We start from the raw sequence: 13,405 nt of genomic DNA, 5'->3' as shown, positions 1-13,405 counted from the left end.
AAGCGGTCCCGCCCGGCGACTTTGCTACAGACTTCCATCCGCAATTGCAGGGCACGTACAACCAACCGGGAACTCGGCACGCGGCATCCATGCGCTATTTTAGCAATCTCTAAAGTCGCAAGCCTGGCGCCAGCCCGGAATGCTAGAGGTTTGCTGTTATCCATCTCAGGAGCGCAGCCATGACCTCTGTTGTAGGAAGCCAGCACGCGACCAGCTTAGTGCATCGTCCGAGCAAGACCCATACGTCGTCGGAAACCTTCCCCGGCAACAGCGCCGAAAGCGTCGGCCATCTCGCAAAGGCTTCGGTTTCCGAGACGGATGCCAGCGATCCGAACGCGCAAGGAAAGGCGGCGTCCCGGATCGCTCGGATGGATCTGACGGTGCTGTCCCCGACCGATTCAGGTGATCAGGAGCCGGACGCCGCGTCCGACGCCGCGACGGACGGCGAGGGCACGAAGCTTAACTCTTCGGTTTAACGGAGCGAAACAACCTAGCTGGTGCGGCTCGGCATTCCGCAGGATCGCCGAACCGCAAGACTTTGTTTTCGCGCAATTCCGGGCGCAAACAACGCTGCCCACTTGCTTTAGCTATGCCAACCTAGGCTAGCAGCCTTCCGTGGTCGTCTTCATCTGGCCGGGAGCGTTCGATTTGGCGCTTGTGTCCTGCTGGCCAGGCGCGGCCTGCTTCGCGCTGCCGGTCTGCTGCCCAGGCGCGCAATCCTTGGCCGAATTCGGGTTGGTCGAATTCGTCGTGGTCTGGTCCGTGCCCTGGCTGTTCGGCATCGTGGTCGTGGTGGACGATGACGACGAGGTGCCCGATGACGTACCCGACTGTGCCGTGGCCAGGCCACAGGACAAAGCAACAAAGGCGGCGGTGAGAAGAATTCGGCTCATGATGACTATCCTTTTACGCAATGTCCCTTCGCTTGTTTAACCCTGACCTTCGGGCAGAGTTCCGACGGATGCATTTGTTCCCGATCGCGGGGATTTCTCGGTTGGAAATACCTCTTCGGACCATGGTCCGGCGGGACAAGGGCCCTCATTGTTCCAAACGGCCCAAGGACGATCGGCCCTTTTATTTTCTTTAAGTTTCAATAAGTTAAGGGTAATTTTCCCGAAAATTGCCGGGCGGCTGCCGCCATGCTCTCATTTCGCGACCGCAATTGCTTAAAGTTTATCCGACGCCATTAGGAAATTCTCATAAGAGGCTGCCTAGCGGTTGGGCCATGCGACGATTCATCTGCGGAGAAGCACAATGACATTGCGAAAGACACTCCTGGCATCCCTTGCCATTCTTGCGCTCACGGCCGCGCCGGCGCTTGCCGGCGCCGGCGGTAATGGTGGCGGCCATGGCAATGGCGGCAGCCATGGTGGCGGCAACGGCAACGGCGGCAACGGAAACGGCGGCGGCAACGCCGGCGGTAAAGGCAACGGCAACAGCGGTGCTTCGCACGGCAAGTCGGCCACGGCCCCGGGCCACAACAAGGGCACCGACAGCGCTTCCGACGACGACAGCTCGACCGACGACACGACGACGGCTGCCACGCCGAAGGAGAAGAACCTTCACGCCAAGCTCGGCCGGCTGAACTCGCTGCAGCGCAACATCAACGCCTACATGAATTCCAAGAGCAAGAAGTTCGCCGGCATCCAGGCTTACGTGGCGCAGGCCGCGGCGGCCCAGAACGCGCAGGCCGCGGTTGATGCTGCCCAGACGGCTGTGGATGCCGCCCAGGCCAAGCTCGACGCGCTGAACGCCCTTGCGAACGATCCCACGACCCCGGCCGACAAAGTCCCGACCGCTCAGCAACTCGCCGATGCGCAAACCGCGCTGACCGAAGCGCAGGATGCGCTCACTGCCGCACAGGACACGGCGACAAATACGCCGCCTCCGACCGACGCGTCCCTCGATACGGCTCTCGCCGACATGGCCAACAAGCCGGTCGACGCCGACGTCACCGCTTGGGCGAAGGATACGCTGGCAGGCAAGATCGACGCCGTTGCCGCTGCCACGGCGACGACGACCACATCGACCACAACGACCCCATAAGGCCGGTCGAACCGACCAGAGGGCGAACGAAGACGCCGCCGGGCCTCGCCCGGCGGCTTTTCTGTGTCGGCGGCCGCACATTTGGGGTCTCAGAAAGGAAAATGGCTCGCCTCGATCGAGGCGAGCCAAAGCGGGAGCCGCATGGTCGGGTGTCGGTTCCCGCCACAGGTTGCCACCTGTTTTGACGAAAGGCCGGCGCTTTCTTGGAGATGAAATGTTCGGGCGTTGCCGACGTTCTTTTCGCAAAAGTATCGTACCGCGATACACTTATCGCTGGCCCCATAGGCGGGCAACAACTTTTAACGTTCGAGCCGCCGGCCACGCGGGATTGCATGAAGCCCCTGGCGGAGCCTCCTGACCGTCAATGGGTCAGCGCCGGCCTAATGCGATTGGCGCGTCGGACCTCAGTCGCCTTGTATTCGGTGGGCCACAACGCCAATGTATCCTGCACTCCCTGTTCTTGCCCGCCACGGTGCATGGCTTAGACACCGCCGCCCCCGGCGAACCGAGCCCAGCTACAGGGAAGTAAGGAGACGACAGTCGATTCCTCGGGGATGTAGCTGTCCCTTCATCGAGCCCGCCACTGGTTCAGGCACCAGTAGGCGGGCTTTTGATGATCGGCCTAGAGCAATTCCAGGAACAGTATGTGAGCGGCTTTCCGTCCGGAATTGCCTAAAACAACGAGATAAGGCCTTCCGTTTCCGTGAAACGGTGAAACGCCCTAATCGGCGTGATCGAGGAGGCGGGTAGGATCGGTTCGACCCGTGCTGTGCTTGGCCCCGGCGTGATCGATGCCTTCGACGGTGATGGCGAATGTTCCGTTCTCGGTTCTGCCGATGAAGCCCTTCGCCTTGAGGTACCACAGATGGAATTCCAGGTGCTCGCGGGGGCAGCCCGACAGACGCTCGAGCTCTTCGTCACCGATGCCCGGATTGTTGACGTCCCGCCGGCGCCTCACATAGAGAAGCGACAGCAGATTGGCCTGGATGACGCTATCCCTCTCCATGCCGCCGCCGTCGCGCGCGCCTTCCGTGAGCTCGTGACGAAGGCCCAGATGCTCGCGATAAAGGATGTCGTACTGTGCCCGTTTGACCGGATCGCGAAGCGTATTGTGGGCTTCGACGATCTCGCTGAAACGCGATTCATTGCCGGTTTCCCGATTGTCGGGATGGTAGCGCATGGCAAAGTAGCGGAAGATCCGCTCGATGGTCTCAGAATTGGCGTTCGGGCTTATTTCCAGAAGTTCGTAATAGTCGATGAACATGTAATCGTGCTTCCGAAATTACGGAAACCACCCCCAAATCCAAGCATCGCCCAAATGCCGCGCGCTTGCAAGGCGCAGCCGGGCCGGTCCCGAACCGCTGCGGCCGGCGCAAATGCCCCGCCGCAATTTGCACGAACTTCGAGCCGGATTTGGGACGTTGAAGCACACGCTTTCGCCCGCCTGCCAGCAGGGAAGGGACGTCTTGGTAGGCGCGCTGGTTCGCGGGCGCCTGATCGGCGAAAAGGCTTGCTCTGGTGTACGGAATGGAAGCTTACGGACCGATCCGCGACCGCGGTGGAATAAATTCCGCACTCTGCTACGCTAGCTATGTTTGAAATTCAGGTGGCAACCTGGATGGGAGCCGACCTCAAGCCCGGCTCCCTTTTTGGCTCGCCTCGAAAGAGGCGAGCCATTTTTTTGGCGAACCCGCCGGCCCGCCTCGCAGCTTTCGCCCGAAAGCGGCACCGACTTAAGTGCGCCATGGCTAATATGGCTTGCAAGATGTAGACTTCGTGGAGTCGGCTTTAGAGGCATTGGGAGGACAACAAAATGCCACGGGTTTCGGAGCTTTTCTTCAAGACAGCCATAGTCTTTCTCATCCTGGGCATCGCCGCCGGGCTGCAGATGGCGATTTCGGGCGATCACGGCGCCTTCCCGGCGCATGCCCACATCAACCTTCTTGGCTGGGTCACCAGCGCCATCTTCGGCGGCTACTATGCGCTCAACCCGGCCAAGGCCGAACGCCGCGTCGCCATGATCCATTACGGCCTCTACACGGTCGGCATCGTCATCATGTTGCCCGCGCTCTACTGGATGCTGGCTGCAGGCCATCCGGAGATAGAGCCGGTCGTGGCGATAGGCTCGCTGATCGTTGCTGCTGCGGTGCTGGTCTTTGGCTTCGTCGTCTTCTCGTCGCCGGAGACGGTGCGCTCGGCCTCGCCGGCCACCGCACGCTAGTCTAGCTCAGCAAACTCGGCAGGATTGCAGCCAGCCCGGGCTATAGTTCCGACGGCTGCAAGCCTGCCGTTTGCGTTGCTCCGCGCGGCAATTCGTTAAGGGCGGTCGCCGACGGCGATGCAAATTTACGGTGCTTCGGAGCCCTGATACCGAGAACGTAGCCCGGCTCCTGCATTCGAGCAAAGTATGTAGCGTGCCGGGCTTATGCAGCGCGGCCGCCTCCCAGGCCGCTGCCAACCGCGAAATCCCACGCAAAGCGATCAGGGAAGCAGTGTCGGGAACAGCCGCAAGATGAGAGCGTGGATGATGCCGTCGCGCTCGAACGGACCGGGTATCTTCGCGGGCGCCGAGCTTGCGTCCGCCTTGCCTTCGTCGGTCACGCGGGTTTCGCCGTGCACGAGCCAGAGCACGGCCACGAAATAGCCGGCCTGCAGAACCACGGCCGCCAGGAACGTCCAGCCGATCGCCATCCAGCCGGATCCCGTGGACATGAAGGTCCAGCCGAGGATGACCAGAAGCGTTGCCGCCATTCCCACAAGAAACTGCGGAAAATACATTTGCCCAACCGAGCGCCGCGACCACATTCGGCCATCGGCGATCTCGCCCATATCTCTACCCATCTTGACCCATGCACCTTTTCCGGGTGGACCGCAAGCTTGAACGACCTGCCGGCTGGTCCATCGCCCTTTCGTCCGGTCCCGATAGGGACGACGGACGCAGGACTTCCGTGTGACAACTGGGAATTGCGCCGGATCGTTCCCTCGGCGGTGGGATTAACACACCTCTGATGGACCGCAACGCATGTGCAGTCGGATGCCGAGCGTGTTCGCATGTCTATGGACGAAAAAAGGCCCGCACCTAGGCGGGCCTTTATCCGCTATGCTGACCTGGTCAGCTCAGGATCACAACGATCTTGTAGGTATCCGGGTCAACGATGACGATCCGCCCGTCGGCCAGCACGAAATACTCATAGGACTCGTAGGCAGGCACGATCTTCACGATGCGGGCCGGCAGACGGTGCAGACGCACCTTGTGACGCGGCACCTCGACGCCGACCGAGACGTCGAAGCTGACATCGCGAACCGGCTCGACATGGGTCTCATGAATGACCTGGGTGATCTGCGTCTTTTGCTCCACCGTCACGTTGTTGATCGAGGCCGTCTTGTTCTGGTCGGTCTCGACGTTGGTGTTGCCCTGGGCATTCTGCTCGGTCTGCATCTTGGTATTGCCCTGAGCGTTCTGTTCGGTGGTGGTCCCGGTCTTACCCTGGGCATTCTGCTCGGTCTGCATCTTGGTATTGCCCTGAGCGTTCTGCTCGGTGGTCGTGCCGGTCTTACCCTGAGCCTGCTGGTCAGTCTGGGTCCTGGTCTTGTTCTGGGCATTCTGTTCGGTGGTCGTACCGGTCTTGCTCTGGGCATTCTGCTCAGTCTGCATCTTAGTGTTGCCCTGAGCGTTCTGCTCGGTGGTGCCGGCCTTGCCCTGCGCCTGCTTCTTCTTCAACTGTGTGTTGTCCTGGGCGTTCTGATCGGTACCGGTGCCGGCCTGACCCTGGGCCTGTTCATCGGTCTTCATCTTGGCCTTGCCCTGGGCCTGCTCTTCGGTGTTGGCGCCGGCCTTGCCCTGGGCGTTCATTTCAGTCTTCGATTTCATCTCGCCCTGAGCCTGCCCGCCAGCCTTGCCACCCTTCTGACAATCGGCCGTGCCGGCCGCGCAATTATCGCCGCCGCTCGGCTGTGCGGACTCGGTCTGGGCCATCGCGGCGCCGCAGCCGACGCCGAGCGCAATCATGCTCGTGATAAGCAGGTGTTTCATGGGATTTCTCCTCGGAAAGTTCGGTCCCTTCGTTGAGAAAACCCCGCCCGAAAAGCATTGTTCCGAAATTGCTGCGCCGGGGCGCAGATGATGGTTTCGCGGAACACGGCGGCGGTATTTTTGCGAGTCCGAGTCTGAATTTTGCAGGAACAAGGGTAGGCGAATGGCGTTACGGCAATGCCGACCCGCTGTGGGAAATCGCAGGCGCAGCATCGAGGCGATTTGATACAGTCCACATAGGAGAGACAACCAATGAAAATGCACTTCACCTCCGCCGCCGCTGGCTTCCTACTTCTGGCAGGCATTGGCGCCGCTGCCGCGCAGGATGTCGTCATCGCGCCTGAGCAGGAAACCGTCATCAAGGAATATGTGCACAAGCAGCCGCTGGCCTCAGTGAAGGTGCCGGGCGTCGAGTTGAATATCGGCAGCACGCTTCCCGATACGGTCGAATTGCACGAGGTGCCGAACGTCAAATACCGTTATGTTGTCGTCGACAACCGGACGGTGATCGTCGACCCGGGCACGCGCAAGATCGTAAAGGTCCTCGACTGATTGATACTGCGTCAAATCGGACGGCCCGCCGCCGGTCCAGGCGGCGGGCCGTTAACCGGTTATTATTTTGTTACCATGTGCTAACGGAACCTTCCCCCTGCGCTTGAGTTAGCGGCTCTGGGTCCGCGCTGTCTCAGAGACAACACAAATCAATGGCAGCGTGGGGACTCGGGCGGCGGCGAACAGGTATGGGCGGGCGAGGAGGAGACTAACCGACATGTCGAAACGTGAAATCGGAACATCCCGTTCGCTCGGGATGCGGGTGGCCGATCTTAAGGCCAGAATGCAGGACGCCCGGATCACGGAGCATGAAATGAAGACCTTTCAGAAGGTCGCCGCCATTATGGGGGGCGGTGAAGGCTCCCTACGCATCGACGCGGACGACTTGATCGCCGCGTCCTTTGTCACCGAGGCGCTCGGCGAATCGGCGTCGAACTGATAGCGCTGTCAGCCAAAATCTTTGAGAAATGAAGTCGACCGTCAGCCGGCGAGGCGGCGGTCTGCAGGCGTGCGGGGCGGTGCTGCAATGTCTGCCGGCTTTGTATGCGCAGACCGAAGATCCAAAGCCGTATGACGGAGTGCGAGCGTTCGATCGCCTCAAAGGAAAATGGCCTTTGTCAGGTTGAGCCAAGGTCTATCCAGGCACGTGCCGGTTCTGGGCTCGGCTTTCGCGCGCCCGGCTGCGCCTGATCTTTGCTTCGCGCAGCACCACGACCGGATCGGCACCGGTCCACTCGATCCCCGCCTTCTTCGCAAAGATCAGGAATGCCTGCCGCGCCTCGTCCAGATCGATCTCTGCGGCACGCGCCGCCTCGCAGGAGCGCAGCGCCGTGAGGTAGCTCTCGTCCCGCGCAGCCGGCGGCCACTCCTTGAGAAAGTTCTGCATCGCGGTCAGCGAGGCGATTTCGCGCTTGAAACCGGCACCGACTGCGATCGCCACCGGGGACCGAAATTCGATGTCGCTTCTGATGGAATCTTTTCGCATGACGCCGCCGCCTACGGTTTCAAAGTCTTGAGAAGTTTCAGTACCTTCCAATGCTGGGCCGATGCGAAGGTTCCGCCCAATCAATTAGTCGCTGCTGACGGAACAACACTTCGCTCGCCGCGTTTGCCCCCGGAGCTCAAATGTTCGACGTGCCTATGTTTCCGCCCGCGGAAGCAAGGCGGAGCTCGCCAACGCAACAGGAGAGAAACGATGAAAACCACCCTCATTCCAGCTGTAGCTGGCCTGGCACTGATGGCCGGTATCGGCATCGCGGCCGCGGACGAGGTGATCGTCACCCCCGAGCAGCAGACCGTGGTCAAGGAGTATGTCCACAAGCACCCGATCGCCTCGGTGAACGTGCTTGGCCTTGAGCTCGGCGTCGGTTCGACCGTGCCRGATACGGTCGAACTGCAGGAGGTTCCGGATGTGAAGTACCGTTACGCCGTCGTCAATGACCACACGGTGCTGATCGACCCCGGCACGCGCCGTGTCGTCCAGGTGATCCAGTAACGTGTGATCCCCCGAGGAGCCCGGTCCATCTGCAGGATCGGGCTCTTCTCCTAAGTGGACATAGGGCGTAGGATCAACAGCGGGTTTGGGAGGCAACGAGGAGGAGTCGTTGCCATGCATCATCCACACGTCGAATCGCCGAGTGTCGCCGCCATGGTCGACAAGCTGCTGGCCGAGCACAGAACCGGCCTGCTGTCGATGCAAGAGGCAATTTCCCTGCTGCGCCAGCGTACAGGAACCGACCGCTCTGACGCGGATTTGGCCGGATTGATTACAAAGAAGGCAGCGCATCTGGGCGTCGCGGTCGTCATCGACGGACACTGAGCGAAATTGCCGTCAAAGTCGATCGCTTGCATGCGATAGCGAAGACGCCGCGTGAAAATTCGGCTAATGTTCGCGCCGGGGACCGTCCCAACATCAGGAGGCGACAGTGACGGACGACAGGCACGAACGCATTCGCCAGCGGGCACACGAGATCTGGGAGCAGGCCGGCCGGCCCGAGGGCGCCCACATGGAGCATTGGGATCAGGCGACCGCCGAGATCGATGCCGCAGGCAAGCCGAAGGCGAAGAGTTCGAAGAAGGCCGCCGCCAAGGCCGAGAAGCCCAAACCCAAGGCCCCCGCCAAGGCAAAGGCGGTCAAACCGAAAGCCAAGGCCTGATCTCCGGCGACCGCCGCTGCCAAGCCTCATTCGATCCACGGAAGGTGAAGGCGCGGCCGTGTCTCGCGCTTCGATTCCCGGCACGTCGATTTGTGGCGCCCTGTATCGGCAGCACCGAGCCTTCCCCTCACTGCCCATGGCGGCCGGCTGACCGGCACGCTCGGCATTGCCTTCGCCGGCAGTCAGGTCGGCGGCAGCGCGGGGCTGCAGTTCAGCTGGTAGGCGGGGCTACCGCCGTCCTTGCTTTCCGGCGTATCGCGCGACCGCGCACAGGAAAGCCAGCGCGGCCGTGTCGCAGGCGGCCCGCGACGGCGACGGACCCTTGGCGAAAAGGACCGCGTCCGCGACGGGGATAGTCAGGCCGTGCTTCCGGGCGAATGAGGTGACTTCGTAGGGTTGGTCGTCGGGCTGTATGCCGATGTCGATGCGCTGGTCCATCAAAACGAATTCCTCCCTGGTATGCGGCTTACCCTCCTTCGCCTGAGAGGAATTAACCACCGGCCGCTCGTGCGCGTCCACCAATTGGCAATTGTGTGAAACGATGCATTTTGCGACGGGTGGCCTAAGGGTTGCAGCGCTGCGATTGTCCGGACTCACCACGCATCGCTCGACCGGGCAAACCTTATCCCCGCCGCCGTCATCGCGCTTTCGCATTCGCTGATCAGCCTCAGATTGCGCGAATATCGCGCCACAGTCTCCGGCAGCCAGGCCGCGCAGGCCTCGACATAGGCGCGGCCATGCACCAGCGTGCCGGTCGAAAGCCGCTCGTCCTTCTCGGCGATCACTTTCAGATATTGCCGGATGAAGCGGATGTCGTCGGCGATGTCCTGGCTGGCCATGCGCCATGCGCCGGCAAGACGTTCGCGCTCGGCGAGCGGCAGTGGCGACAGCAAGGGGCGGGAGAGGTCGGCGAAAGCGGCATGGTTCGCGGTGTCCAAGCAAGTCCCCTCAAAAGAAGGGAAGTATCGTACTTTATGTACGAAAAGTAAGCAAGCGCGATTCGTACAATTTGAACGATAAAGCGGCTATAAAGAATCCGCGAAAATCTCATAACCGGCCATCTCCCCTTCGGGGGAGATGAGGCTCCCCGCCCAATTGGCTCTGCAAAAAAACGCTTCCCCTTTCGCTCGAACAGTGCTTTAACCGGCCATCCACAGGGGTGCTCCGTACGGTCGGGGCTGAGATGGTGGCGGCAAGCCTCCGGACCCTAAAGCTGATCTGGATAATACCAGCGGAGCGAGGCGGGCCATGTTTTCCGGCGCACAGATTTCCCTTTATCCCATGGCCGACGATTTCGTCGGCGTCATCCTTGGCGCGCTCGGTGCGCTCGACCCTTACCGCGACAGGCTGYGGATCGAGACCGACGACATTTCAACGCTGCTGGTCGGGCCGCCCGAAGTGCTGTTTCCCGCAATGCGTGACCTGTTCGTGGCGGCCGCCAAAAGCGGTAATCATTGCGTGCTGTCGGCCGCGGTCTCGCGCGGCTGCCCCGGCGAGCCGGACGACCCGATCTGCCGCTCCGACGAGATCGGCGGCCCGGCGATCCCGCTCGAGGAACGCAAGGCGGCCGCGCTCAGTGCCGTGCATGCGACACCCTCGACCAGCCAGGCGGTGGCGGCGCAGTTCTCGCTCTATGTGATGGGCACCGGTGACCACATGGACGAGATCTATGGCTGCATCGACTTCCTGAAACAGTCCGGCGTCTTCGAGCGCTCGAAGCATTTCTGCACCAAGCTGCGCGGCGACGCCGGCGCGGTGTTCGCCACGCTGAACGAGGCGTTCTGCCGCTTCGGCCCTGGCGCCGGGCATGTGACGCTCGACATAACGATTTCGGCGAACAGCCCGACCGCGGTTTGAGCCCGCGCAAGCTCGAGCTGTCGAGGTAGATGTCGTGGCTGTTTGGTACGATCCRTTGCGCGGGGGAGAGGGCGCTTCGTCGAGAGAACTTTCGACGATTGGCGAAAGCGGTCGCGACGGCCAATCTCCCGCGCAAGGGGAGAGATTAACCTTCACGCGAACCTTCGCTAATTTCTTCCCCGCCGCACTGGCTTTCGCCCTTTTCCTCACCGCCTGGGAGCTCTACGCCCGCTTCGGCGGCATAGCCCCTACTGTGCTCCCCGCGCCGTCCCGCGTGCTGGCGCAAGCCTGGGAGAATCGCGCGGCACTGGCCGACAACACGCTGCCCACCATCCGCGCCACGCTGGCCGGCTTCGCCTTCTCTCTCGTCGCAGCCTTCATCCTCTCGGCGCTGGTCGATTTTTTGGCCCCCCTGCGCCGGGCGCTGTTCCCGCTGCTGATCGCCAGTCAGACCTTGCCGCTGGTGGCGATCGCGCCGCTGGTGGTGTTGTGGTTCGGCTTCGGGCTGTTGCCGAAGATACTGCTCGTGGCTTTGGTCACCTTCTTCCCGATGATGGTGGCGCTGGTCGAGGGCTACGCCGCCACGAGCACCGAAATCAGCCAGCTGCTCGCCGCCATGGGGGCAGGGCGCTGGCGCATCTTTTGGCTCGCGCGGCTGCCGTCGGCGCTGCCCTATTTCTTCGCGGGCCTGAGGATCTCCATCACCTATGCGGTGGTGGGCGCGATCTTCGCCGAATATGCGGGCGCGGCGAAGGGGCTGGGTATCTACATGCTCAGCGCCAAGAACAATTTCCGGCCCGACCTTGTGCTCGCGGCGGTCGCCGTCAGCTCGGCGCTGACGCTGGTGTTGTTCGGCCTTGCCGTGCTGGTGCAGCGCCTGGCCATGCCGTGGGAAAATGCAAAGGGCGAAAGGGCGGGGCATGGCGGCAACAGGCCTTCCGGGGAGGGCCGGCGATGAAGCGCCTCGAGCTCCGCGACCTGCGCAAAAGCTTTGGCGCGCTCGAGGTGCTGGCCGGCATTTCGCTTCATGTCGCGGCGGGTGAATTCGTCTCGATCCTCGGCCCTTCCGGTGCCGGCAAGTCGACATTGTTCCAACTGCTCACCGGCGCGATCCGGGGCGAGGGCGAGATGCGCTTCGACGGCGCGCCGCTCGACGGCGCCCGCTTCGCCTTCATGCCGCAGCGCGACGCGCTGATGCCGTGGCGGCGCATCATCGACAATGCGACGCTGGGGCTGGAAGTGCAGGGCATGAAGCGCAGCACGGCGCGCGAGCGCGTGGCGCCGTTGTTCGCCGAGTTCGGTCTTGCCGGCTTCGAGCGCGCCTGGCCGGCCGAGCTGTCCGGCGGCATGCGCCAGCGCGCGGCGCTCTTGCGCACCGTGGTGCAGCAGCGCGACATGCTGTTGCTCGACGAGCCTTTCGGCGCGCTCGACGCGCTGACCCGCGCGGCTATGCAGCGCTGGCTGGAGACGATCTGGCGGAGCCACCGCTGGACGGCGCTGCTTATCACCCATGACGTGCGCGAGGCCGTGCTTCTGTCCGACCGCATCTATGTGCTGTCCGAGCGCCCCGCACGGATTGTGCGTGAAGTGGCGGTGCCGCTGCCGCGCCCGCGCACCGAAAGTGCCGAGCTCGCCCGCGAGGCGGCGGCGATCGAGGCCGACATCCTCGACACGCTGCTTGGCCGGCCGGTCCCAATCAACGAACACCCGATGGAGAACCGAAATGATTGATATTACCCGCCGCCAGGCGCTGCTTCTGGCCGCCAGCCTGCCATTTGCCGGAGCCGCCACGCGTGCCCGGGCCGCATCGCAAAAGATCACCGTCGCGCTCGACTGGACGGTCAACACCAACCACGTTGGCCTGTTCGTGGCGCGCGACAAAGGCTTTTACCGCGACGCAGGCTTGGAGGTGGAGATCCTGCCCTATGGCGACACGGGTTCGGGCACGCTGGTCGCCAGTGGCAATGCCGATTTCGGCATTTCCGGCTCGCTCGGCCTGTTCACGCAAAAGAGCGCCGGAGCCGACCTGAAGGCCGTCTATGCCGTCGTCCAATCGGAGACCGGCCGCGTCGTCTTCAACGCCGACCGCACCGCTATTCAAAGTCCGAAAAATCTCGACGGCCTGACCTATGGCGGCTTCGGCAGCGCCTGGGAGAATGCGCTGCTGCAGACCATCATCCGCCATGACGGCGGCAAGGGCGATTTTTCGACCGTGACGCTGGGCACCTCCGCCTACGACGCACTGGCCAACGGCGCGGTAGATTTCACGCTGGAAGTCTCGACCTGGGAAGGCGTCGAGGCCGAGCTGAAGGGCCTCAAGCAGCGCAGCTTCCGCTACGCCGATTACGGCGTGCCGGACGAGCACACCACGCTGATCGTCTCCAGCAACGCCTACCTCGTCGCCAACCCGAAGGCCGCCGCGGCCTTCGTCCAGGCGACGCGGCGCGGCTACGAATTCGCCGTGGATCATGCCCAGGAGGCAGGCGAGCTGCTGATCGCCGCCAACAAGGACACGCTCACCAACCCGGCGCTGATCGATGCATCGCTGAAGGCGCTGAACGACGGCCATTTCCTGAAGAGCGCAAACGGCGCCATCGGTACGATGGACAAGGCCAAGATGGAAGCGATGGGCGGGTATTTGTTTGCCTCGGGGATATTGCTTGACGGCAACGGCAAGGCGTTGAAGGACAAGCCGGCTTTGGGCGCGTATTTCACGAACGAGTTTCTGGGGTAGCGGCCAAGCGCCGAAGGAACGCGGCTT

The 13,405-nt window shown here is 62.4% G+C and carries 19 protein-coding genes and 1 riboswitch; of the genes, 12 read left to right on the top strand and 7 right to left on the bottom strand.

Features of this window, described 5'->3' with window-relative positions:
* Positions 1–179 precede the first annotated feature (179 nt).
* Positions 180–476, top strand: a complete 297-nt coding sequence (locus LCM4577_RS09330) for a hypothetical protein (protein WP_198541032.1) — start codon at positions 180–182, stop codon at positions 474–476.
* A gap of 126 nt (positions 477–602) precedes the next feature.
* Here the strand turns inward: LCM4577_RS09330 and LCM4577_RS09325 are convergent, their stop codons facing one another.
* Positions 603–893, bottom strand: coding sequence for a hypothetical protein (locus tag LCM4577_RS09325; RefSeq protein WP_131803216.1), 291 nt, complete (start codon positions 891–893; stop codon positions 603–605).
* Positions 894–1,254: 361 nt separating this feature from the next.
* On the opposite strand from LCM4577_RS09325, the gene LCM4577_RS09320 reads away from it, so the two are divergent.
* Positions 1,255–2,046, top strand: a complete 792-nt coding sequence (locus LCM4577_RS09320; protein WP_071030853.1) for a hypothetical protein — start codon at positions 1,255–1,257, stop codon at positions 2,044–2,046.
* Between the two features lie 721 nt (positions 2,047–2,767).
* Here the strand turns inward: LCM4577_RS09320 and LCM4577_RS09315 are convergent.
* Positions 2,768–3,310 carry a DnaJ domain-containing protein gene (locus LCM4577_RS09315; protein WP_041009393.1) on the bottom strand — a complete coding sequence of 181 codons (543 nt, stop codon included), beginning with the start codon at positions 3,308–3,310 and terminating at the stop codon, positions 2,768–2,770.
* 549 nt (positions 3,311–3,859) lie between these two features.
* Between LCM4577_RS09315 and LCM4577_RS09310 the strand changes: the two genes are divergently transcribed.
* The gene (locus tag LCM4577_RS09310; protein ID WP_040980512.1) at positions 3,860–4,267 is read left to right on the top strand and encodes a hypothetical protein; all 408 of its coding nucleotides are present in this window, start codon (positions 3,860–3,862) and stop codon (positions 4,265–4,267) included.
* A gap of 260 nt (positions 4,268–4,527) precedes the next feature.
* On the opposite strand, the gene LCM4577_RS09305 is transcribed toward LCM4577_RS09310, so the two are convergent.
* Together LCM4577_RS09305 and LCM4577_RS09300 are read right to left on the bottom strand one after the other, a co-directional pair.
* Entirely contained in the window at positions 4,528–4,875 is a 348-nt protein-coding gene (locus tag LCM4577_RS09305; protein ID WP_244508264.1) for an exopolysaccharide production repressor protein, read from the bottom strand.
* A 283-nt stretch (positions 4,876–5,158) separates the two neighbouring features.
* Complete coding sequence (locus LCM4577_RS09300) at positions 5,159–6,079, bottom strand: DUF1236 domain-containing protein (protein WP_041010704.1); 921 nt, start codon at positions 6,077–6,079, stop codon at positions 5,159–5,161.
* Between the two features lie 252 nt (positions 6,080–6,331).
* On the opposite strand from LCM4577_RS09300, the gene LCM4577_RS09295 reads away from it, so the two are divergent.
* A complete protein-coding gene (locus LCM4577_RS09295) occupies positions 6,332–6,631 on the top strand; it encodes a DUF1236 domain-containing protein (protein ID WP_040980518.1) in 300 nt (99 codons plus the stop codon).
* Positions 6,632–6,848: 217 nt separating this feature from the next.
* Complete coding sequence (locus LCM4577_RS09290; protein ID WP_040980520.1) at positions 6,849–7,070, top strand: hypothetical protein; 222 nt, start codon at positions 6,849–6,851, stop codon at positions 7,068–7,070.
* A gap of 195 nt (positions 7,071–7,265) precedes the next feature.
* Here the strand turns inward: LCM4577_RS09290 and LCM4577_RS09285 are convergent, their stop codons facing one another.
* Positions 7,266–7,667, bottom strand: a complete 402-nt coding sequence (locus LCM4577_RS09285; protein WP_244508263.1) for a DUF982 domain-containing protein — start codon at positions 7,665–7,667, stop codon at positions 7,266–7,268.
* Between the two features lie 159 nt (positions 7,668–7,826).
* On the opposite strand from LCM4577_RS09285, the gene LCM4577_RS09280 reads away from it, so the two are divergent.
* The 3 genes from LCM4577_RS09280 to LCM4577_RS09270 all read left to right on the top strand — a co-directional run bounded on the left by LCM4577_RS09280 (position 7,827) and on the right by LCM4577_RS09270 (position 8,787).
* Entirely contained in the window at positions 7,827–8,126 is a 300-nt protein-coding gene (locus LCM4577_RS09280) for a DUF1236 domain-containing protein (protein ID WP_040980524.1), read from the top strand.
* Positions 8,127–8,240: 114 nt separating this feature from the next.
* On the top strand, positions 8,241–8,450 hold the full coding sequence (locus LCM4577_RS09275; protein ID WP_040980526.1) for a hypothetical protein: 210 nt from the start codon (positions 8,241–8,243) through the stop codon (positions 8,448–8,450).
* 106 nt (positions 8,451–8,556) lie between these two features.
* Positions 8,557–8,787 (top strand): DUF2934 domain-containing protein, encoded by a 231-nt coding sequence (locus tag LCM4577_RS09270; RefSeq protein WP_071070867.1) that lies wholly within the window; start codon positions 8,557–8,559, stop codon positions 8,785–8,787.
* A 228-nt stretch (positions 8,788–9,015) separates the two neighbouring features.
* Here LCM4577_RS09270 and LCM4577_RS09265 read toward each other — a convergent pair whose 3' ends face one another.
* Both LCM4577_RS09265 and LCM4577_RS09260 read right to left on the bottom strand, forming a co-directional pair.
* Positions 9,016–9,225 carry a hypothetical protein gene (locus LCM4577_RS09265; protein ID WP_040980534.1) on the bottom strand — a complete coding sequence of 70 codons (210 nt, stop codon included), beginning with the start codon at positions 9,223–9,225 and terminating at the stop codon, positions 9,016–9,018.
* 155 nt (positions 9,226–9,380) lie between these two features.
* Entirely contained in the window at positions 9,381–9,725 is a 345-nt protein-coding gene (locus LCM4577_RS09260) for a hypothetical protein (protein WP_040980536.1), read from the bottom strand.
* A gap of 207 nt (positions 9,726–9,932) precedes the next feature.
* A riboswitch (TPP riboswitch) is annotated at positions 9,933–10,045 on the top strand.
* On the opposite strand from LCM4577_RS09260, the gene LCM4577_RS09255 reads away from it, so the two are divergent.
* The 4 genes from LCM4577_RS09255 (at position 10,036) to LCM4577_RS09240 (ending at position 13,378) form a co-directional block, all read left to right on the top strand.
* Positions 10,036–10,644 (top strand): YkoF family thiamine/hydroxymethylpyrimidine-binding protein, encoded by a 609-nt coding sequence (locus LCM4577_RS09255; RefSeq protein WP_071070865.1) that lies wholly within the window; start codon positions 10,036–10,038, stop codon positions 10,642–10,644. It overlaps the preceding riboswitch by 10 nt.
* A 187-nt stretch (positions 10,645–10,831) precedes the next feature.
* The gene (locus LCM4577_RS09250; RefSeq protein WP_071030985.1) at positions 10,832–11,602 is read left to right on the top strand and encodes an ABC transporter permease; all 771 of its coding nucleotides are present in this window, start codon (positions 10,832–10,834) and stop codon (positions 11,600–11,602) included.
* Positions 11,599–12,375: an ABC transporter ATP-binding protein gene (locus LCM4577_RS09245; protein WP_071070863.1), complete on the top strand. Its 777-nt coding sequence runs from the start codon at positions 11,599–11,601 to the stop codon at positions 12,373–12,375. Before LCM4577_RS09250 ends, LCM4577_RS09245 begins: the two co-directional genes overlap by 4 nt.
* Positions 12,368–13,378, top strand: a complete 1,011-nt coding sequence (locus tag LCM4577_RS09240; RefSeq protein ID WP_071070861.1) for an ABC transporter substrate-binding protein — start codon at positions 12,368–12,370, stop codon at positions 13,376–13,378. Before LCM4577_RS09245 ends, LCM4577_RS09240 begins: the two co-directional genes overlap by 8 nt.
* The last annotated feature ends 27 nt before the right edge of the window (positions 13,379–13,405 follow it).

This window comes from Mesorhizobium sp. LCM 4577, from assembly GCF_001854795.2.
In the GTDB taxonomy this organism is placed as follows: Bacteria; Pseudomonadota; Alphaproteobacteria; order Rhizobiales; family Rhizobiaceae; genus Mesorhizobium; species Mesorhizobium plurifarium.
Note: the sequence above shows the minus strand (reverse complement) of the source record. Positions and strands in the feature narration are given on the sequence as shown.

Excerpts from the sequence above, each read along its gene's own strand:
- LCM4577_RS09240 (WP_071070861.1), top strand. The coding sequence starts at position 12,368 with ATGATTGATATTACCCGCCGCCAGGCGCTGCTTCTGGCCGCCAGCCTG.
- LCM4577_RS09315 (WP_041009393.1), bottom strand. The coding sequence starts at position 3,310 with ATGTTCATCGACTATTACGAACTTCTGGAAATAAGCCCGAACGCCAAT.
- LCM4577_RS09265 (WP_040980534.1), bottom strand. The coding sequence starts at position 9,225 with ATGGACCAGCGCATCGACATCGGCATACAGCCCGACGACCAACCCTAC.
- LCM4577_RS09310 (WP_040980512.1), top strand. The coding sequence starts at position 3,860 with ATGCCACGGGTTTCGGAGCTTTTCTTCAAGACAGCCATAGTCTTTCTC.
- LCM4577_RS09305 (WP_244508264.1), bottom strand. The coding sequence starts at position 4,875 with ATGGGCGAGATCGCCGATGGCCGAATGTGGTCGCGGCGCTCGGTTGGG.
- LCM4577_RS09320 (WP_071030853.1), top strand. The coding sequence starts at position 1,255 with ATGACATTGCGAAAGACACTCCTGGCATCCCTTGCCATTCTTGCGCTC.
- LCM4577_RS09275 (WP_040980526.1), top strand. The coding sequence starts at position 8,241 with ATGCATCATCCACACGTCGAATCGCCGAGTGTCGCCGCCATGGTCGAC.
- LCM4577_RS09330 (WP_198541032.1), top strand. The coding sequence starts at position 180 with ATGACCTCTGTTGTAGGAAGCCAGCACGCGACCAGCTTAGTGCATCGT.
- LCM4577_RS09295 (WP_040980518.1), top strand. The coding sequence starts at position 6,332 with ATGAAAATGCACTTCACCTCCGCCGCCGCTGGCTTCCTACTTCTGGCA.
- LCM4577_RS09245 (WP_071070863.1), top strand. The coding sequence starts at position 11,599 with ATGAAGCGCCTCGAGCTCCGCGACCTGCGCAAAAGCTTTGGCGCGCTC.
- LCM4577_RS09290 (WP_040980520.1), top strand. The coding sequence starts at position 6,849 with ATGTCGAAACGTGAAATCGGAACATCCCGTTCGCTCGGGATGCGGGTG.
- LCM4577_RS09300 (WP_041010704.1), bottom strand. The coding sequence starts at position 6,079 with ATGAAACACCTGCTTATCACGAGCATGATTGCGCTCGGCGTCGGCTGC.
- LCM4577_RS09325 (WP_131803216.1), bottom strand. The coding sequence starts at position 893 with ATGAGCCGAATTCTTCTCACCGCCGCCTTTGTTGCTTTGTCCTGTGGC.